20 protein-coding genes are annotated in these 17513 nt (G+C 66.8%); 10 read left to right on the top strand and 10 right to left on the bottom strand.

Annotated features, from left to right (window positions below; genetic code table 11):
- Positions 1-75: 75 nt before the first annotated feature.
- The gene (locus tag LQ144_RS15250) at positions 76-972 is read right to left on the bottom strand and encodes a neutral zinc metallopeptidase (protein WP_230119549.1); all 897 of its coding nucleotides are present in this window, start codon (positions 970-972) and stop codon (positions 76-78) included.
- A 60-nt stretch (positions 973-1032) separates the two neighbouring features.
- Here LQ144_RS15250 and LQ144_RS15245 point away from each other — a divergent pair, with 60 nt between their 5' ends.
- A complete protein-coding gene (locus LQ144_RS15245) occupies positions 1033-2481 on the top strand; it encodes an AMP-binding protein (RefSeq protein ID WP_230119548.1) in 1449 nt (482 codons plus the stop codon).
- A gap of 10 nt (positions 2482-2491) precedes the next feature.
- The gene (locus LQ144_RS15240; RefSeq protein WP_230119547.1) at positions 2492-3697 is read left to right on the top strand and encodes a thiolase family protein; all 1206 of its coding nucleotides are present in this window, start codon (positions 2492-2494) and stop codon (positions 3695-3697) included.
- A 22-nt stretch (positions 3698-3719) separates the two neighbouring features.
- On the opposite strand, the gene LQ144_RS15235 is transcribed toward LQ144_RS15240, so the two are convergent.
- The 3 genes from LQ144_RS15235 to LQ144_RS15225 are packed head-to-tail and all read right to left on the bottom strand — an operon-like array spanning position 3720 to position 5808.
- Positions 3720-4346, bottom strand: coding sequence for an energy-coupling factor transporter transmembrane protein EcfT (locus LQ144_RS15235; protein ID WP_230119546.1), 627 nt, complete (start codon positions 4344-4346; stop codon positions 3720-3722).
- Entirely contained in the window at positions 4343-5092 is a 750-nt protein-coding gene (locus tag LQ144_RS15230) for an ABC transporter ATP-binding protein (RefSeq protein WP_230119545.1), read from the bottom strand. The genes LQ144_RS15235 and LQ144_RS15230 overlap by 4 nt, the downstream gene beginning before the upstream one ends.
- The gene (locus tag LQ144_RS15225) at positions 5089-5808 is read right to left on the bottom strand and encodes a biotin transporter BioY (protein WP_230119544.1); all 720 of its coding nucleotides are present in this window, start codon (positions 5806-5808) and stop codon (positions 5089-5091) included. The genes LQ144_RS15230 and LQ144_RS15225 overlap by 4 nt, the downstream gene beginning before the upstream one ends.
- Positions 5809-6097: 289 nt before the next feature.
- Here LQ144_RS15225 and LQ144_RS15220 point away from each other — a divergent pair, with 289 nt between their 5' ends.
- Positions 6098-7696 carry an ABC-F family ATP-binding cassette domain-containing protein gene (locus LQ144_RS15220; protein WP_230119543.1) on the top strand — a complete coding sequence of 533 codons (1599 nt, stop codon included), beginning with the start codon at positions 6098-6100 and terminating at the stop codon, positions 7694-7696.
- A gap of 68 nt (positions 7697-7764) precedes the next feature.
- Entirely contained in the window at positions 7765-8046 is a 282-nt protein-coding gene (locus LQ144_RS23145) for a VOC family protein (protein ID WP_354962160.1), read from the top strand.
- Positions 8047-8206: 160 nt separating this feature from the next.
- On the opposite strand, the gene LQ144_RS15210 is transcribed toward LQ144_RS23145, so the two are convergent.
- The 4 genes from LQ144_RS15210 to LQ144_RS15195 are packed head-to-tail and all read right to left on the bottom strand — an operon-like array spanning position 8207 to position 10237.
- A complete protein-coding gene (locus tag LQ144_RS15210) occupies positions 8207-8707 on the bottom strand; it encodes a YbaK/EbsC family protein (protein ID WP_230119542.1) in 501 nt (166 codons plus the stop codon).
- Positions 8691-9569 (bottom strand): SURF1 family protein, encoded by an 879-nt coding sequence (locus tag LQ144_RS15205; protein ID WP_230119541.1) that lies wholly within the window; start codon positions 9567-9569, stop codon positions 8691-8693. The genes LQ144_RS15210 and LQ144_RS15205 overlap by 17 nt, the downstream gene beginning before the upstream one ends.
- Positions 9570-9833 carry a hypothetical protein gene (locus tag LQ144_RS15200; RefSeq protein ID WP_230119540.1) on the bottom strand — a complete coding sequence of 88 codons (264 nt, stop codon included), beginning with the start codon at positions 9831-9833 and terminating at the stop codon, positions 9570-9572.
- The gene (locus LQ144_RS15195; RefSeq protein WP_230119552.1) at positions 9830-10237 is read right to left on the bottom strand and encodes a DUF3099 domain-containing protein; all 408 of its coding nucleotides are present in this window, start codon (positions 10235-10237) and stop codon (positions 9830-9832) included. The genes LQ144_RS15200 and LQ144_RS15195 overlap by 4 nt, the downstream gene beginning before the upstream one ends.
- A 169-nt stretch (positions 10238-10406) precedes the next feature.
- Between LQ144_RS15195 and LQ144_RS15190 the strand changes: the two genes are divergently transcribed.
- The 3 genes from LQ144_RS15190 to LQ144_RS15180 all read left to right on the top strand — a co-directional run bounded on the left by LQ144_RS15190 (position 10407) and on the right by LQ144_RS15180 (position 13080).
- Positions 10407-11132 (top strand): beta-ketoacyl-ACP reductase, encoded by a 726-nt coding sequence (locus LQ144_RS15190; RefSeq protein ID WP_230119539.1) that lies wholly within the window; start codon positions 10407-10409, stop codon positions 11130-11132.
- Between the two features lie 190 nt (positions 11133-11322).
- Positions 11323-12075, top strand: a complete 753-nt coding sequence (locus LQ144_RS15185) for an SDR family oxidoreductase (RefSeq protein WP_230119538.1) — start codon at positions 11323-11325, stop codon at positions 12073-12075.
- Between the two features lie 159 nt (positions 12076-12234).
- Positions 12235-13080: a VOC family protein gene (locus LQ144_RS15180; RefSeq protein ID WP_230119537.1), complete on the top strand. Its 846-nt coding sequence runs from the start codon at positions 12235-12237 to the stop codon at positions 13078-13080.
- Between the two features lie 30 nt (positions 13081-13110).
- Here the strand turns inward: LQ144_RS15180 and serB are convergent, their stop codons facing one another.
- A complete protein-coding gene (serB, locus tag LQ144_RS15175) occupies positions 13111-14016 on the bottom strand; it encodes a phosphoserine phosphatase SerB (protein ID WP_230119536.1) in 906 nt (301 codons plus the stop codon).
- A 121-nt stretch (positions 14017-14137) separates the two neighbouring features.
- Between serB and LQ144_RS15170 the strand changes: the two genes are divergently transcribed.
- Genes LQ144_RS15170 through LQ144_RS15160 form a run of 3 tightly spaced genes read left to right on the top strand, consistent with a single transcriptional unit; the run spans position 14138 to position 16544 of the window.
- Positions 14138-14923, top strand: a complete 786-nt coding sequence (locus tag LQ144_RS15170) for an ABC transporter ATP-binding protein (RefSeq protein WP_230119535.1) — start codon at positions 14138-14140, stop codon at positions 14921-14923.
- An 18-nt stretch (positions 14924-14941) separates the two neighbouring features.
- Positions 14942-15727, top strand: coding sequence for a sulfite exporter TauE/SafE family protein (locus tag LQ144_RS15165; protein ID WP_230119534.1), 786 nt, complete (start codon positions 14942-14944; stop codon positions 15725-15727).
- Positions 15728-15734: 7 nt separating this feature from the next.
- The gene (locus LQ144_RS15160) at positions 15735-16544 is read left to right on the top strand and encodes an RNA methyltransferase (RefSeq protein WP_230119533.1); all 810 of its coding nucleotides are present in this window, start codon (positions 15735-15737) and stop codon (positions 16542-16544) included.
- Positions 16545-16684: 140 nt separating this feature from the next.
- Here LQ144_RS15160 and LQ144_RS15155 read toward each other — a convergent pair whose 3' ends face one another.
- Positions 16685-17446 (bottom strand): VOC family protein, encoded by a 762-nt coding sequence (locus LQ144_RS15155; RefSeq protein WP_230119532.1) that lies wholly within the window; start codon positions 17444-17446, stop codon positions 16685-16687.
- Between the last annotated feature and the right edge of the window lie 67 nt (positions 17447-17513).

Genomic DNA, 17513 nt, shown 5'->3' with positions numbered 1-17513 from the left:
GTCGTACCCTCATCGATTGCTCCGTAAGGGCCCTTATCAAGACTCAGAACGGCACTTACGGAGCAACCGATTGGATTAGAGGGTGGCGGCGCTGAAGGTGTCGCACTGGTTGATGTCGCCGGTCTTGTAGCCCTGGTAGTACCACTTCTGCCGCTGGGCGCTGGACCCGTGGGTCCAGCCCTCGGGCGAGACCCGGCCCGTGGCTGCCTTTTGGATGCGGTCATCGCCGACTGCGGACGCGGCAGAGAGGGCGTCGTTAAGGTCCTTCTGCGTAAGCGGCTCCAGGAACGGCTTGCCGGTTTTGGGATCCTTCTGCGTGGTGGCGTATCGGGTCCAGAGGCCGGCGTAGCAGTCGGCCTGCAGTTCAACGCGGACGCCACCCGACTGGGCACCCTGCGGATCCTGCTGAGCCTTGTCCAGGTCGCCCAGGATGTTCTGGATATGATGGCCGAATTCATGGGCCACGACGTATTCCTGCGCCAGCGGGCCACCCGACGAGCCGAAGCGGTCCACGAGTTCCTGGAAGAAACCGGGGTCGAAGTACGCCGTGGTGTCCGCGGGGCAGTAGAAGGGGCCTACTTCTGAGGTGGCCGCGCCGCAGGCGGTGCCCGTGCCGCCGGTGAAAAGCACCGTCTTGGGCCGGGGGTACTTGACCTTGTAGTCGGCCAGATACGCCGGCCAGAACGCGTTGAGGCTGGTCACTGTTCCGGTGATCCTGCAATCGAGCCGTCTATCGGCGTCCGTACCGAGTTTGCATTCCGTGGGCGCCGTTCCCTGGCTCTGGCCGGGCTGTTCCTGCCCCGAGCCGACCAGTCCTTCGAGGAGCCCTGGATTGATGCCGAACAGCGCAGCCAGAAGCAGGATTACGCCGCCCCCGATGCCACCCCCGATTTTCGGTCCGCGGCCCATTCCGCCGCCCCGCCGGTCTTCCACTTGGGATGAGTCTATTTCGACTCCGTCATTGAAGCTCATGTTGTCACAATAGTCGTCTGCAGCATGGGTGCAGCCGGTTCCGCCGGTAAAGTTGGTCCGATGCCTTTTCTCAACAGACTCCAGCGCTGGGCCGATGAACGCCCCGACGACACCGCCGTCGTCGTGGCGGGCAAGCGGCTCAGCTGGTCCGGTCTCCGCGACGAAGCGGAGGCCATTGCCGCCGGCGGCGCTGCCGAAATCACGGTGCTCGCCGAACGGAATTCCACGCACTTTGCGGTCGCCTTCGCCGCCGCTGTAGCGGGTGAGCGGCAGTGCGCAGTTCTCGATCCAACATGGCCGGAGCAGTTGCGGGCGGAGATAGTTCACCGGTTGGGACCAGCCGCTGAAGCGGTCCCCGGAAGGGCGGGCGCAGCGGCGGGGGCGCCAGCCGCGGACGGGCGGCTTGCTGACGGGCGGCTTGCTGACGGTGATCCGGAGTCGTCCTTCCTGATCGGCCTGACCTCCGGCACCACTTCCGTTCCCAAGGCGTTTACCCGTTCCAGGCGCTCCTGGCAGCAGTCCTTCGAGGCCTCCATGGAGTTCTTCGGCCTCAGCCAGGAGGACAAAACCCTTGCCCCGGGGCCGCTCGCGGCGAGCCTCAACCTCTATGCCCTGGCCGAATGCCTCTACGCGGGCTCGGAATTCCACACACTCGAGTCCTTCGACGTCGGCGACGTCCACGCCGCCATCAGCCACGACGGCATTACCCGGCTGGTGCTGGTCCCCACCATGCTCCGACTGTTCAGTGAACGCGGGCTGACCGGCTGTGTTGATGCCTCCGGCCTGCGGAGCATCATCTGCGCCGGTTCAAAGCTTGACGCCCGCACCCTCGAAGCAGCCCGCCGGTGGGCGCCGAACGCCACCATCTTCGAGTACTACGGCGCGTCGGAGCTGAGCTTCGTGTCCGGCACCGGCCTTCCGGCCGGCAGGCCGCTGGACGCCGGTGGAACCGGCATCGGCCGGCCGTTTCCCGGCGTCGACGTCAGGATCATGGACGACGCCGGCGATGTCCTTACCGACGGGGCTGCAGGGAACATCAGCGTCCGGAGCGGCATGGTCAGCAACGGGTACCTGTGGGGCGACGACGGGCAGGCGCTCCGGTGTTTCAACGGCTGGTTCACAGTGGGGGACCAGGGGTATCTGGAGAACGGCGAGCTGCACATCCTGGGCCGGCGCGCAGACATGATCATCACGGCCGGCAAGAATGTCTACCCGCACGAAGTCGAGCTGGCCCTGGCTTCCGTTCCCGGCGTGGCGTCGGCCGTGGCGGCCGGCATGGACGACGACGTCCGTGGCCAGCGCGTGGTGGCCGGGATCGTCCCGTCGCACGGCGGGGTCACCGCCACCCAGCTCAAGACCGGTCTCGAGGAAATCCTGCCGAAGGACAAGAGGCCGCTGCAGTATTTCGCCCTTGCCGAGCTTCCGCTGACGGACCGTGGAAAGATCAGCCGCCGCGTCATGCTCGACTGGATCACCGCCCGCGACTCCCGCGTCCGGCGCCTTGTCTGAGTCGGATCGCGTGTCTGAGGCGGGCAGGACAGAAACGCAGGCGCAGCAGCCCCTCCCGGCTGAGCGGCAGCCGGTCATCATCGCCGCGTTGCGCACGCCCCTTTGCCGGGCAAACGGCGCCCTGAAGCGGCTCCGCGCCCACGAACTCCTGGCGCCGGTGCTGGGCGCGCTGCTGGCCCAAAGCGGGATCGGGGCTGCTGAAGTGGCCGACGTCGTCATCGGCAATGCGGTGGGCGGCGGCGGCAACGTGGCCCGGCTGGCGGCCCTTGAGGCAGGCTTCCCGGTCACTGTCCCGGGCCTTACCGTCGACCGGCAGTGCGGCTCCGGCCTTGACGCCATCGTCCTTGCGTCACGGCTCGTTGCGGCGGGTGGCGGCGGCTTGTATCTGGCCGGGGGAGTGGAAAGCATCAGCACCGCGCCGCTGCGCGCGCACCGGGACGACGACGGCGTTCCCGCCTTTTTCAGCCGGGCCCAGTTTGCGCCGCACAGCATGGGCGATCCGGACATGGGGGTGGCCGCTGAGAACGTGGCAGCCGAGTTCGGCATCAGCCGTTCGCGGCAGGACGACTTCGCGCTGCGCAGCCACCGCAGGGCTGTTGCCGCCGCCGCAAACGGCGCCTACGACCGGGAGATCGTCCCGCTGGAGGCGGCTGCCGGCAGGGTGACAGCCGACGACGGGCCCCGGCCCCGGCTCAGTGAGTCCCTGATGGCGAGGTTTCCGGCTGCCTTTGTGGAATCCGGGACCGTCACCGCCGGTAACTCCTGCTTCGACGCGGACGGCGCTGCCGCCGTCGTCATCACCTCGCTGGCGCGGGCACGGGAACTGGGCGCGGCTGATGGGCTGGCCGTCCTGGGAACTGATACAGCCGGGGTGGAGCCGCGGCTCCTCGGCATCGGCGCCGCATCAGCCGCAGAGCGGCTGCTGGCAGCGCGGGGTGAGACGGCCGACGTCGTGGACCTTGTGGAATTCAATGAGGCGTTCGCCTCCCAGACGCTGGCATGCATGGACCGGCTGCGCATCGATCCGCAGCGAGCCAATGCCGACGGCGGTGCTCTGGCGCTCGGCCATGCGTACGGGGCATCCGGCGCCGTCCTGGTCACGAGGCTGCTGGCCCAGGCCCGCCGCACTCCGGATCAGGAGAAACTCGCTCTCGCGATGATCAGCATTGCCGGGGGCATGGGAACGGCTGCCCTGTTCAGGTACGCCCGGCTCTAGGCCGCAGGCAGCACGGCCGGAGTCAGTCGTCCTCGGGTTCACCCAAACCGCGGGCGGCCAGGGCATCACCGGTGTGGCGAGCATAGGCAACGGTGGTGATAAACACCGGCAGGACCAGCGCGCGCGGGTTGCGTTCCAGGCCGCGGGCGCGCGCCGAGTCACGGACGTCCGCGTAGGCCCCGGCGATGAAGGGGATGCTGCGCAGCATGATCGCGATGGTAAGGGCAAACCGTTCGGGATCCGCCCCGAAGCGCGTGAACGGCCGGGCAAGGGACACCACTCCGTCCAGGAGCCGCTGCAGCGGTGTGGTTGCCGTCAGCAGCGATGCCGCCACGACGCATAGCAGGACGTTCAGGACGATGCGTGCCGCCACGGGCGCCCCAAGCTGCCACCACTGGAACACGCCGATGGCCAGCAGCACCGGAAGCAGCGGGCGGACAGCGCGGAAGAGGCGGGCCGGACCCGCGCCGCTCAGCAGGAACAAGGCGCACATCAGGGTGAGCGCGGCGGCCGCCAGCCGCCAGTCGACAATCAGGAACGAGGCCATGCCGCAGCCCACCACCAGAAGGAACTTCAGCCAAAGGGGAGTGCGGTGGATCAGGGACCTGCCTGCCACGTAGTTGGCGAGCAGGAAGCCGTGCCCCCTCACCTCGCATCCCCACTGCCCGCGCCCCCACTGTGCGGGACCTCAAGGCCAGCGGCGCACAACGAGCGGTAATGCGCGACGGCGGCGGCAGCATCGCCGTCGAAAGCTATCCGGCCGGACTCGACTACCAGGACGCGGTCCATCTCGAGGGCGAGCTCAAGGTCATGGGTGGACATGACGATTTGCTGGCGGAGTCCCGCGATCGTGCGCCGCAGCAGTTCACGGTTCCGGAGGTCCAGAAGCGTGGACGGTTCGTCCAGGACCAGTACGTCGGGTTCCACCGCGAGTACCACCGCCAGCGCCAGCAGCTGCCGTTCGCCGCCGGAAAGCTCGTAGATGCTCTGGTCCGCCAACGGCAGGAGGCCGAAGCGGTCCAGCGCGGCGTCGGCCCTTTCGCGGCGTTCGGTTCCGTTCCTGACCGAGCGCCGGAGGGACAGTTCAACGTCCTCCCTGCCCGTCGGCATGACCAGCTGGGACAGGGGATCGGTGAACACGAAGCCAACCTGCTGACGGATGGACCGCACTTTCCGGACGGTGTCCAAACCGTTGACGGTGACCGTTCCTTCGGTGGGCGCGACGAGGCCGTTCAGGAGCCGGAGGAGGGTGGACTTGCCGGATCCGTTGGCGCCGATAACGCCGATCCGCCGTTCGGCGAGGCTGAGCGTCACGTCCTGAAGCAGCACCTTAGGGTCTGGGTGGCCGTCGACGGCCACCCGGACACCCACGGTGCTGAGGGAGATCAGGCTCACGGCTGGTTGGAGGACTGCTGCCCGGAGGGCGCCGCGCTAGAAGGAGCTGCGCTTGAAGGAGGTGCCGTTGAGGGAACCACGCTGGACGCGCTTGGGGAACCCAGCGGCCGGACGCGGCGGGCAAGCAGGTCCGGAAAGGCCTTGTGCAGGGCCAGCGCCACCGTGACGGCGAGGACGTTCTTGATGATGTCGCCCGGGTAGAAGGGGAGGTCGGCAAGGAAGGCCTTGGACAGGTCCAGCTTGGCGTTGACCATCATGCCGAGCACGCCGAGCGCGTGCACGACGACGATGCTCGTAACCATGGCCGCGGCGAAGAGGAACACGCCGCGGTACTTGAGCGTGCGCCGTATAACGATGGCTGCGAGCCAGCCGACGACGGCGGCGGCCAGTGGGAAGCCGATAATGTAGCCGGCCGAGGGGCCGGCCAGGATGCCCAGCCCGCTGCGGCCGCCGCTAAAAATGGGGAGTCCGGCGAGTCCCAGCAGGGTGTAGAGCCCCACGGCGGCGAACGCCCTGCCCGGTCCGAGCGCCAGCCCGGTGAGCATCACGGCGAGGGTCTGAAGCGTGATGGGAACGCCCAGTCCGCCCACAGGAATCGCGGCTACGAGAGCGGAGGCGGCCACCAGGGCGGCGAAAACGGCGATGAGGCCGAGGTCGGTGGCGTTCCAGCGGCTGCGTTTCTTCACGCTGGCGGCGGGGGGACGGGTCTGGGTCATGGGAGGTCCTGTCGGAGAGATACAAACAATTATCGGCTGATGTTGACGTTACTGGCGCGGAGATAGGTGCATTTTGTAGCTGTTCTACAAGGGAGGCGTGCCGGGCCTTAGCGCTGGGCACAAAAGCCCGCGCCCAGCGCAGTCAGGCGACTGTGTTCGTGCCGGTTATGCAGGGCGCCCGAGGCCGGTAGACTTGTATAGGCCGTTCTCTCGGCCGCACCGCCCCGGCACCCACAAGTTACGATCCGCTGTGCCGCTGCGTTCCCTGTTGTGAAAGGCCTTACCTGCTTTGATTACCGTCCAGGATCTTGAACTGCGCGCCGGCGCCCGCCTCCTTATGGACCAGGTGAGCTTCCGGATCGACAAGGGAGACAAGATCGGCCTCGTGGGCCGTAACGGTGCAGGCAAGACCACGCTGACCCGGGTGCTCGCGGGCGAGGGCCTGCCCGCCGGCGGCAAGGTTTCCCGCAGCGGCGAGATCGGCTACCTGCCCCAGGATCCGCGCACGCCGGACATGGAACAGCTCGCCCGTGACCGCATCCTGTCCGTCCGCGGCCTGGACGTCGCCGTCAGCAAGCTCCGCGTGGCACACGAAGAGATGGCCAGCGAGGACGCCGCCGTCCAGCGCAAAGCCATGAACCGCTACGACCGGCTGGAATCAGAGTTCCTGGCGGCAGGCGGCTACGCGGCAGAGGCCGAGGCTGCGGCGATCTGCTCCAACCTCGCCCTGCCGGATCGGTTGCTGAACCAGCCGCTGAAGACGCTTTCCGGTGGCCAGCGCCGCCGCGTGGAACTCGCCCGCATCCTGTATTCGGGCGCCGAGACAATGCTCCTCGATGAGCCCACCAACCACCTCGACGCCGATTCGATTTCTTGGCTTCGTGAGTTCCTCAAGAGCCACCAGGGTGGTCTGATCGTGATCAGCCACGACACGGAACTGCTCGAAGCCACCGTGAACAAAGTCTTCCTGCTCGACGCCAACCGCGCGCAGATCGACTTCTACAACATGGACTGGAAGCGCTACCTCCAGCAGCGCGAAACCGACGAGCGAGCCCGCAAGAGGGAGCGCGCCAACGCCGAGAAGAAGGCCCAGGTCCTGTTCGACCAGGCCAACAAGATGCGCGCCAAGGCCACCAAAGCTGTCGCCGCCCAGAACATGGCCAAGCGTGCCGAACGGCTCCTCGGCGGGCTCGAGGCAGTCCGCGAGACCGACCGTGTGGCAGCCCTGCGTTTCCCGGATCCCTCGCCCTGCGGCAAGACCCCGCTCACCGCGGACGGCCTCAGCAAGTCCTACGGCTCGCTGGAAATCTTCACCGATGTGGACCTCGCGATCGATCGCGGCTCCAAGGTGGTCATCCTGGGCCTCAACGGCGCCGGCAAGACCACGCTGCTCCGGATGCTCGCCGGCGTCGACAAGCCTGACACCGGCGAAGTCATTCCCGGCCACGGCCTGAAGGTGGGTTACTACGCCCAGGAACACGAGACGCTCGACGTCGACCGGACCGTGCTGCAGAACATGCGGTCCTCCGCCCCGGACATGAACGACTCCGAAGTGCGCGGAATCCTCGGCTCGTTCCTGTTCTCAGGCGACGACGTCGACAAGCCCGCCGGTGTGCTTTCCGGCGGTGAGAAGACGCGTCTGGCGCTGGCCACCATCGTCGCCTCGAGCGCAAACGTGCTCCTCCTCGACGAGCCCACCAACAACCTCGACCCCGCCAGCCGCGCTGAAATCCTTGGCGCCCTGAGCAACTACACCGGCGCCGTCGTGCTGGTAAGCCACGATGAAGGCGCCGTCGAGGCGCTGAACCCCGAGCGCGTCGTGCTGCTGCCCGACGGCGTGGAGGACCACTGGAACGAGGACTACCTGGACCTCATCACGCTGGCTTAGCAGGCCTCCTGTTCGCAATGGCTCCCTGGTTTCGGGTCATCCTCAAGAGGCCAGCATTGCGCCGCAGGATGGGGACCTGGCCTTCCATCGATGTGATCGCTGTGCCCGAAGGCAAGACCATCAAGAACCGGCTGCATTTCGACCTGCCGGCTGACGGCGTGTCCACTTCCGAGGAGCTCGAGCGCCGGCTCGCCCTCGGCGCACAGACGTGGGCCAGGGCCCGGAAGTCAGTTGGGTGGTACTCGGTGATCCCGAGGGCAACGAGTTCTGCCTGCTGTCCCGATCCGTCCAGGACGTCGAAGATCAAGGTTGAATGGTGCCGGACCGGGCTTGAAAAAGCTCATGGTTGAACGGGGCCGGCGCGCGTAGAATTTAGGCAGGCCGGCGGCGGCACCTGAGCAGCTCGTGTCCCCCATGCCTGCTGGCTCAGCCCAGTCCGCCGCCGGCCCCGGGGCGCACATCAAGAAGCGTCGGGCCGGAAGGGCCGGCTGCGGTCCGCCGAGGCCGGTCCTACCGCACCCGTATCGCATGGGCTCCGGTGATTCGCTCAAGCTCCTTGTACGTGATCGAGAACATCGAATGGTGGTCTCCCGCCCCGGCCCAGAGCACGGGGTGGGCTGCCAGCGATGCGTCCAGGAGTGTCCGGATCCTCTGCGGATGGCCCACCGGGGCCACGCCGCCGACTTCCTGTCCGGTGTGTTCCAGGACGAAGGCCGGGGTTGCGCGGCGGACCTTTCCGGACCCCAGCTGGTCTGAGACGTAGCCCGTGTCAACTCTGGCCGCGCCGCTGGCCAGGATGAGTAGGGGAGCGCCGTCTAGTTCGAACACCAGGCTGTTGGTGATAGCAGCGACGTCGCAGCCGAGCGCGGCAGCCGCGGCGGCCGCCGTCGGGACTTTGCCTGGCAACACCGTGACAGTGTCGCGTGCACCTGCCTCGGTGAGGGCGCGCCGTACGTTGGCCACAGGATCGGAAGGAATGTCCTTGCTCCTGCCGTCAGTATCCCTGGGCATCCAGGATCGCGTCTTCCTCTTCTTCGGCCGTGGCGCGCTTCCGTTTCCGCGGTACGGGCGGACGACGGCGGGCTCCCGCGGCGGTGTGGCCAGTGTCACCGCCGGCGCCGGAAGTCGCAGCGTCTTCGGCGTCAATCGCTGCGTTCCGGGCCTGCTGGCGCGCGGCGTACCCGAAGCCGACGAACATCAGGATGCCGAACGCGAACCACTGGAGCGAGTAGGAAAGGTGTGTGCCTTCTTCGACCGACGGCATCGGGAACGCCTGGGGCATCTCGGCAGCCGGCGGCGTTTCGGAGGCGAGCTGGCCATAGGCGCCGGTCAGGAGCGGATATCCGAGTTGGGCCGAGTACGCCGGCAGGTCGATGGAGGGGAGCTGCCCGTCCGGGGCGCCGCGCTGCAGGGCCGGTTCACCGTGCTTCAGCCGCACCACTGCGGTAATCTGCCCGGACGGCGGCGCCGGAACCGAATCCGGGTGCCCTGGATTGTTGTTGCCGATCGGCAGCCAGCCGCGGTCTATCACGACGGTTTCGCCGGAGACCAGCCTGAACGGCACCACGACTTCGTAGCCCGGCTGGCCGTTCAGGGGGCGGTTGCGGACGATGCGCTGCCCCGCGGAGTCGTAGCTGCCGCGCAGCTCCACCTGCGTCCACTCCTTGGACGCATCGAGCTGCCGGAACTGGTTTTTTGCGTCCGAAAAGCTGATCGGCGCGGCCGAATAGTTGGACGTGACCCGCTGGATTTCAGCCAGGGTTTCCGCGCGGCGGTCCATCTGCCAGCGGCCCAGGAACACACAGCCGGTGGCAAAGACCGCAGCCAGCAGGAGATAGCCCAGCCACTTGCTGGAGAACAGGAACCGGTACATTCAGCTGTTCCCGCCGGTTGTTGAGGCGGCGTCGAGCGGGACAGTTTCCTTCCACAGCCCGCGCGTCTGCAGATAGTCTTCCAGCCATTCCTTGTGCCCACCGCACGCCAGCCACACTTTGCGGCGGTCCGGAGTGTGGATCTTCGGGTTGTTCCAGAGCAATTGCCACGACGCGTCTGCGCGGCAGGCTTTACGTGAGCACATGGCTGCGGAGGCCGGGCCGGCGGTCTCGCCCGCACCGCCGCCCAGGTTGAAAATGTTCATGAAGCTTTCTGTCCCCGGCCGTCGTCGTCTTCTTCATCGCTGATCAGCTCGCCCTGCAACACCGTTGGCGGCTCTCCCTCGGCGTCACCCTCCCAGGCGATGCCGGATGCTTCCAGTTCAGCGTACGGTGTGTAGTCGAGGAGCGAGTCGCTGTGGATTTCGGCCTGGTCGGAACCGTTGGCGATCACCACGGCGATCCATGGCAGGAAGACCGCACCCGCCACAGCCACGAGCTTGAGCCAGCCATCCACCACGAAGATCAGGATGAGGCAGACCATGCGGATCCCCATGGCCACCGCGTACTTGATCATGCGATCCCGCATGTCCTCGGAATGCGCTGCAGCGGCGTCCGTAATGCTGTGCACCTCCGACTGACCGGATGCGGTGCCAGGCTTCTCGGGCATCGGCTGTCCGGGCTGGTGGTGGGTTGTCACGGCTGTCTAATCACGCTCCAATGGCTTACCTAATTCTCTCACCATCCGGGGGAGCCGCCCAAACGGGCGCTAAGATCGGAGGCAGTCAAAAATCGAGCCACCACAGCGGAGCCAGGCTTCGCAGAAATCCGGAGTACCCATGTCTGAAGCAGCCGCCCCGGCCCGCAGCGTCCTCATCACCGGCGGAAACCGCGGCATCGGCCTCGCCATTGCCGAGGCCTTCCTGGCCAACGGGGACAAAGTGGCTGTGACCTACCGGAGCGAGTCCAAGCTTCCGGACGGCATCCTCGGGGTCAGGGCCGATGTGACCGACGAAGCGTCCGTCGACGCCGCGTTCACCGAGGTCGAGAACGCGCACGGCCCCGTTGAGGTGCTGGTCGCGAACGCCGGCATCACCAAGGACACCCTGCTGCTGCGCATGAGCGAAGACGATTTCACCTCAGTGATCGACACCAACCTCACCGGCGCGTTCCGCGTCATCAAGCGTGCCTCCAAGGGCATGATCCGGCTGCGCAAGGGACGCGTGGTCCTCATCTCCTCGGTCTCCGGTCTTTACGGCGCACCGGGCCAGATCAACTACTCCGCCTCCAAGGCCGGACTCGTCGGGATCGCCCGCTCCCTCACCCGCGAACTCGGCTCGCGCGGCATCACGGCGAACGTTGTGGCGCCGGGCTTCATCAACACCGACATGACGGCAGAGCTGCCCGAGGCTACCCAGAAGGACTACCTCTCCAAGGTGCCGGCGGGACGATTCGCAGACGCCTCCGAGGTGGCCAACGTTGTCCGGTGGATCTCCAGCGACGAGGCGTCGTACATCTCCGGCGCCGTCATCCCGGTCGACGGCGGCCTCGGGATGGGCCACTAGGAGCCGGACGCTCACGCTGCGCCCCCACCCCGGGGACCAACGCCCTGCCGGCGGTGTCCAACAGAGCGTCGGCCGGACTACCTGCCCCGGGCTTCTTTGTGGAGGTCAAACAAAGGAATTGGGAGTGTGCGCTGGCATGATTGACTGCAGACCTACAGCAATTTAGACGTTTCGAACAAAGGGAGCTCGTATGGGCCTGCTGGACAACAAGACCGCCATCGTGACCGGATCCTCGCGGGGAATCGGTGCCGAAGTGGCCAAGAACCTCGCCGGCGAGGGTGCCGCCGTCGTCGTCAACTACCGGCAGAAGGCGCCGCGCGCCAACAAAGTCGTGGCCGGAATCGAAGCCGCGGGCGGCCGTGCGGTGGCAGTCGGTGCGGACCTGACCACCCAGGAAGGCGTGCAGGCACTCGCCAGTGCTGCCATGGAAAACTTCGGCTCGCTGGACGTTCTGGTGCTCAACGCATCGGGCGGCATGGAGTCGGGCATGGAAGAGGGTTACGCCCTCAAGCTGAACCGCGACGCTCAGGTCAACATGCTCAACGCCGCCGTTCCGCTCATGAAGGAGGGTTCGCGCGTGGTGTTCGTCACCAGCCACCAGGCCCACTTCATCAACTCAGTGGCCACCATGCCGGAGTACGAGCCGGTTGCCCGCAGCAAGCGCGCCGGCGAGGACGCGCTCCGTGAACTGCTGCCCAACCTGGCAGACAAGGGCATCTCACTGGTGGTCGTTTCCGGGGACATGATCGAAGGTACCGTGACGGCGACCCTGCTGGACCGCTCCAACCCGGGCGCCATCGAGGCCCGTCGCGCGGAAGCCGGCAAGCTGTACTCCGTCGAAGAGTTTGCTGAAGTGGTAGCGGGCATGGCAACTGCCGACGTCGAGTCCGGCCACACGGAATATGCCGGCGGCGCCGACTACTTCGGCAAGAGCGCCGAGTAGCGATTCCCGGTCTCCCTGGAGAGCCGGTTCTCCAGGCGACGGCACTAATCACGAAGAGCTCCGGGCAGTACGCCTGCCCGGAGCTCTCTTCTGTGACTGAGGCTCTTTCGGGGCGTCGAGGCGTTGTCCGAGGAGCCCGCGCGGCTTAGGGTCTTATGCATGGAACAGCAAGGAGAGGCGGCCCGCCGGAGCTACCCGTCGGGTGTCCCGTGCTGGGTGGACACCCAACAGCCTGATGTGGAGGCCGCCATGGTGTTCTACGGCGGACTCTTCGGGTGGGAGTTCGAGGACACGGCCCCGCCCCGTGCACCTGATAGGTACGTAATAGCCAGGCTCGACGGCCAGGAGGCTGCCGCGATCGGCGGACCCGGAACCGGCGCCCCCGCCTGGAACACGTACGTCTCCGTCGAGGACGCGGACGCCGCCGCGCGCCACCTGTTGTCTGTTGGCGCAACACTGAAATCGGCTCCTGCCGATGCGGGCTCAGGAAGCGTGCAGGCGGTGCTGGCCGACCCCGACGGCGCCGAGTTCCGTATCTGGCAGGCCCGGGAGCGGCCCGGTGCCCAGGCGGTCAACCGGCCTGGCGGGTGGAACTTCAGCGACCTCCACACAACAAACATCGAGGCAGCGGTCGCCTTCTACACCAAGGCTTTCGACTGGCAGTTCGACTACCTCGATTTCGGAACGATGATCCGCTGCCCCGGGTACGGTGACCACCTCGAGGCCACTGTCGATCCCGACATCAGGGCTCGCCAGTCGGGGGACGCCGTCCCCCGCGGTTTCGAGGACGCCGTCGGCTGGCTTGTCTCCGCGGGCCCCGGCGAGCGGCCGCGGTGGCACGTGACGTTCACTGTCGCAGACCGGGACCGGACGGCCCACGATGCAGAGCGGCTGGGCGCCGACGTCCTGCGGCAGGAGGACACCGCATGGACGCGTACGGTCCTGATCCGGGATCCCGGAGGAGCGGTGTTCACGGCGAGCCAGTACGCGCCGCCGTCCGGCTGAATCGAGCCAGCCAACGAGCGTTTCTGCGGCTCAGACGCCGGCGATGTGCCGGACGGCGTCGAGATACGGCATGTTCACCGCGGCATCCGCCACGGCCCGGACAGCAGGCTTGGCGTTAAAAGCAACGCCGATTCCGGCTGCCCCGAGCATGTCCAGGTCGTTGGCGCCGTCGCCCACGGCGACAGTGTGCTCCATCGCGACGCCTTCCGCGGCGGCCCATTCGCGCAGGTACTTCTCCTTCGCGGCACGGTCAATCACGGCACCAAGCACTTTGCCGGTGAGGGCGCCGTCGACAATTTCCAGCTCGTTGGCGATCCAATAGTCCAAGCCAAGATCCTCGGCGATGGGGCGAAGTATCTGGTTGAAGCCGCCGGACACCACTGCCACCACATGGCCCGCGGCCTTGAACGCCGCCACCAGCTCCGCGGCGCCCTCGCTGAGTTTCACTTCAGCGCGCACGGAATCGACGACGGCGGCCGGCAGCCCGGCGAGCACGGCCACCCGGGCGTGGAGGCTTTGGGCGAAGTCCAGTTCCCCCCGCATGGCGGCTTCGGTGACCGCAGCTACTTCGTCACGTTTGCCGGCGTAGGCGGCCAGCAGTTCGATGACCTCCTGCTGGATGAGCGTGGAGTCCACGTCCATGATGAGGAACTTCCGCTCTGCCGTCCTCAGTTCCGCGGGCACGATGGCCGTATCCACGCCGTCACGGCCCGCCTGCTCCTTCGCCGCGGCCACGCGGTGCCGGAGGCCAGCGATGTCCGCCGCGGAGCCGGACGGCACCGCAAAGTTAACCGTGCAGACGTCATAGCGGCCGTTTTCGCTGCGGGAAGCCGCCTCAAAATCCGTGCCGGAGCCGGCCAGCAGGGACCTGAGATTTTCCGGTTCCGAGGGGGACAATTTCACGCCGTAGCTGACCGCAGTCACGTTCGAAGTCATGGCTGCAATCTTAGCGAGCGCATCCGTGGCCCCCGAATTCGTTTCGGCGGCTGCGGGTGCGGGTCAGGGAACAGCGTTCCAGTTATCAGTCGCACCCTGTTTTGTCCTAGTGTCTACTCCTATGAGTGATGTTCTTGAAATGGCCGCCGTCAGCGTTGTCCGCGGAGCCAAAACGCTCCTGAGCAAGGTGGACTGGCAGGTCCAGGAAGGCGAGCGCTGGGTGATCCTCGGACCCAACGGCGCCGGCAAGACCACTCTGCTGCAGATCGCAGCCGCCCGGCTTCACCCGACAAGCGGCATGGCCGGCATTCTCGAGGAGATCCTCGGCGCCGTTGACGTCTTCGAACTGCGGCCCCGCATCGGTCTGTCCTCAGCCGCGCTGGCCAACCAGATCCCGGAGCACGAGACGGTGCTCAACGTTGTGGTCACGGCCGCCTATGGCGTCACCGGACGCTGGCGCGAGGGATACGAGAAGGACGACGAACGCCGCGCCTTTGCCCTCCTGAATGAGTGGGGGATGGGGCCCTTGCTGAACCGTTCCTTCGCCTCGCTTTCCGAGGGCGAGCGCAAACGTGTCCAGATCGCACGCGCGCTCATGACCGACCCCGAACTGTTGCTGCTGGACGAGCCGGCCGCCGGACTGGACCTTGGCGGCCGCGAGGACCTGGTCCACCGCCTGAGCGAACTGGCCCGCGACGAGGACGCTCCCGTCATCGTGCTCGTTACGCACCACCTGGAGGAAGTCCCCCCGGGCTTCACCCACGCCATGCTCATGCGCGACGGCGGCGTCGTGGCTTCCGGTGCCGTCGAGGAGGTCCTCACCTCCGGCAACCTGAGCGAGACCTTCGGCCTGCCTCTGGATGTCGCGGTCAACGCCGGGCGTTACACCGCAACTGCCCGCCGCTGACGGGTCGGCCGGGGCAGCGTGGAGTTTTTCAGCGGCATCCTTGTGTTCTTTGCCGGCCTGTGGGCCGGCACCATCAACAGCGTGGTGGGCTCCGGCACCCTGGTCACCTTCCCGGTTCTGATTGCTTTGGGACTGGCGCCGGTGACGGCCTCCATGAGCAACGCCATGGGCCTCGTGGCCGGAGGCGCGGCCGGCGCGTGGGGCTACCGCCGTGAGCTCGAAGGACGCGGCCGGCAGCTGCTGAAGATGCTTCCGGCTTCTCTGCTCGGCGGCATAACCGGCGCGTGGCTCCTGCTCCATCTCCCCGAGAAAGTCTTCCACTATGCGGCGCCGGCCCTGATTGTGCTGGCCCTGCTGATGGTCGTGTTCCAGCCCCGGCTGCAGCGCTGGGTACGCAACAGGGAAGAGAATCCTGAGCATGCCCTCCGGGACAAGCACCACGGTGTCCTCCTTGTGGTGCTCGTCTATCTCGCCGGCGTCTACGGAGGTTACTTCGTTGCCGCACAGGGAATTCTGCTGGTCGGCATCCTTGGTGTCTTCATGACGGGGACGATCCAGAACGCCAACGCGATGAAGAACATCCTGGTGCTCGGGGTCAATCTGATCGCGGCCACGTCCTACATGCTCTTCGCCTTCGACCGGATCAACTGGACCGTGGTGGCAATCATCGCCGTGAGCTCGCTCATCGGCGGCCTGGTCGGCGCCAAGGTGGGCCGCAGGCTCTCGCCGCCTGTCCTGCGCGGCATCATCTTCGCCCTTGGGCTCGTCGCTCTTGGCTTCATGATCGCCAATCTGCTGAAATAATCGGCCGGTGACTTTCCACTATCTCGAAACCGCCGAAGACCCGCGCGTCTCGGATTACACCCAGCTGACGGACGTGCACCTGCGCAAGGTCCGTGAGCCGGCCGAGGGCATGTACATCGCGGAATCTTCCAGGGTGCTCCGTCGGGCACTTGCAGCGGGCCACCGGCCCCGGTCGTTCTTCCTCGCGGAAAAGTGGCTTCCGGACCTTGCGGACGTCTTCGAGCAGTATCCGGAGGTTCCGGCTTATGTGGGAAGCTCGGTGCTCCTCGAGGAGATCACCGGCTTCCACCTCCACCGGGGGGCCATGGCGGCCATGCACCGGCCCGCGCCGGTTCCGCTCCCCGAACTGCTCGCCGGTGCCCGCCGGGTGGCGGTGCTGGAAGACATCGTGGACCACACGAACGTCGGGGCCATCTTCCGTTCCGCGGCGGCACTGGACGTGGACGCCGTCCTCGTGTCTCCCCGCTGCGGGGACCCGCTGTACCGGCGCAGCGTCCGCGTGAGCATGGGTACGGTGTTCCAGGTGCCCTGGGCGAGGCTGCACAGCTGGCCACAGGACCTTGGCCTGCTCCGGGACCAGGGCTTCACGGTGGCGGCCATGGAACTCACACCGGACGCTGTGAATCTCGACGAGCTTGCTGCGCGCAACCCGGAAAGGCTTGCACTGGTGCTGGGAACGGAGGGTGCCGGCATGAGCGCAGAGACGCTGGCCGCCGTCGACCTCGCCATAAAGATCCCCATGCGCACCGGAGTCGATTCGCTGAACGTGGCGGCCGCATCCGCCGTGGCCTTTTGGGAGCTGCGGCCCCGTAATTGATCGCCGGGCAGTCGAGCGCTGCAGCAGCTCCTGCACGTCGAACCTCGAGCTCATCGCGCCCACCCGGGTTGGTGCCGAGGGTCCCAAAACGTGCATGTGTCATGAGTCCATCCCTCGCGACGGCCCCATATACGGCACGCTCAGCTGGCGGCTGCGCTGACCGCGATGAAGCCGCCTTGAGGGTCGCCGATCACCGCGCTGCGAAATCCCGGGGTGTTTATTGGGGCCATCAAGATGGTGCCCCCAAGGGCGACAGCGTGCTGGGCGATGGCGTCCGCGTCGTGGACGGAGAAATTGACGCTCCAATGTGGCGGGACCGCGACGCCGTCCGTCGCCGTCACGACGGCCACGACTCGCTCTGAGCGTCGCCACAGCGAGAAGGCAGCGTCCGGCACCGACTCGAGCTCCCAATCGAACACAGCGCCGTAGAATGCCTGCGCTCGCTCGACGTCCGTCGTGTGCAGCGAGCTCATCGCCCACGAGTTCGGCTCGTTGGCTACCTCAGCGCCGTCCCTCTCGCCAGCCTGCCGCACGCAGAACGGGACGCCGGTGGCGTCGGCGAGGACAGCAATGCCGCCGTCCGAGCCGCCACCAAATGGTCCTGCCAGGCACGTGCCTCCCGCTTGTTCGGCACGTGCAAGGGTCTGGGCGACGTCGCTGACACGCACGTGGGTGTTCCACACCGGCGGGGATAACTGTGGCGCCTGGCCGATCCCGGCCACCAGCCGGCCGCGGAGGCGCGCGGCGAAGTAGTCGCCCTCGAGGCCGGTCGGCATTGGGGTGGGATCATCGAAACTCCAGCCGAAGAGCGGGCCGTAGAAGTCCATGGCGGCCCGGGGCTCCGGCTGGAACGTGTCGACCCAGCACGGCGCGCCGACTGAGTTGATTTCTCGCGTTGTCATTGAAGTGCCCATCTGTTCGTGGAAATCTTTTCGATGAGTTCGGCCAGGTACGGCGGTGTTGTTGTGT

This window comes from Arthrobacter sp. Bi83 (assembly GCF_918698095.1).
In the GTDB taxonomy this organism is placed as follows: Bacteria; Actinomycetota; Actinomycetes; order Actinomycetales; family Micrococcaceae; genus Arthrobacter.
This window is presented reverse-complemented; position numbering and strand designations above follow the sequence as displayed.

Coding starts and splice junctions, on each gene's coding strand:
- LQ144_RS15155 (WP_230119532.1), bottom strand. CDS start 17,446: ATGACAACGCGAGAAATCAACTCAGTCGGCGCGCCGTGCTGGGTCGAC.
- serB (WP_230119536.1), bottom strand. CDS start 14,016: ATGACTTCGAACGTGACTGCGGTCAGCTACGGCGTGAAATTGTCCCCC.
- LQ144_RS15200 (WP_230119540.1), bottom strand. CDS start 9,833: ATGAACATTTTCAACCTGGGCGGCGGTGCGGGCGAGACCGCCGGCCCG.
- LQ144_RS15195 (WP_230119552.1), bottom strand. CDS start 10,237: ATGCCCGAGAAGCCTGGCACCGCATCCGGTCAGTCGGAGGTGCACAGC.
- LQ144_RS15225 (WP_230119544.1), bottom strand. CDS start 5,808: ATGACCCAGACCCGTCCCCCCGCCGCCAGCGTGAAGAAACGCAGCCGC.
- LQ144_RS15250 (WP_230119549.1), bottom strand. CDS start 972: ATGAGCTTCAATGACGGAGTCGAAATAGACTCATCCCAAGTGGAAGAC.
- LQ144_RS15245 (WP_230119548.1), top strand. CDS start 1,033: ATGCCTTTTCTCAACAGACTCCAGCGCTGGGCCGATGAACGCCCCGAC.
- LQ144_RS15180 (WP_230119537.1), top strand. CDS start 12,235: ATGGAACAGCAAGGAGAGGCGGCCCGCCGGAGCTACCCGTCGGGTGTC.
- LQ144_RS23145 (WP_354962160.1), top strand. CDS start 7,765: ATGGGGACCTGGCCTTCCATCGATGTGATCGCTGTGCCCGAAGGCAAG.
- LQ144_RS15170 (WP_230119535.1), top strand. CDS start 14,138: ATGAGTGATGTTCTTGAAATGGCCGCCGTCAGCGTTGTCCGCGGAGCC.
- LQ144_RS15190 (WP_230119539.1), top strand. CDS start 10,407: ATGTCTGAAGCAGCCGCCCCGGCCCGCAGCGTCCTCATCACCGGCGGA.
- LQ144_RS15185 (WP_230119538.1), top strand. CDS start 11,323: ATGGGCCTGCTGGACAACAAGACCGCCATCGTGACCGGATCCTCGCGG.
- LQ144_RS15210 (WP_230119542.1), bottom strand. CDS start 8,707: ATGCCCAGGGATACTGACGGCAGGAGCAAGGACATTCCTTCCGATCCT.
- LQ144_RS15205 (WP_230119541.1), bottom strand. CDS start 9,569: ATGTACCGGTTCCTGTTCTCCAGCAAGTGGCTGGGCTATCTCCTGCTG.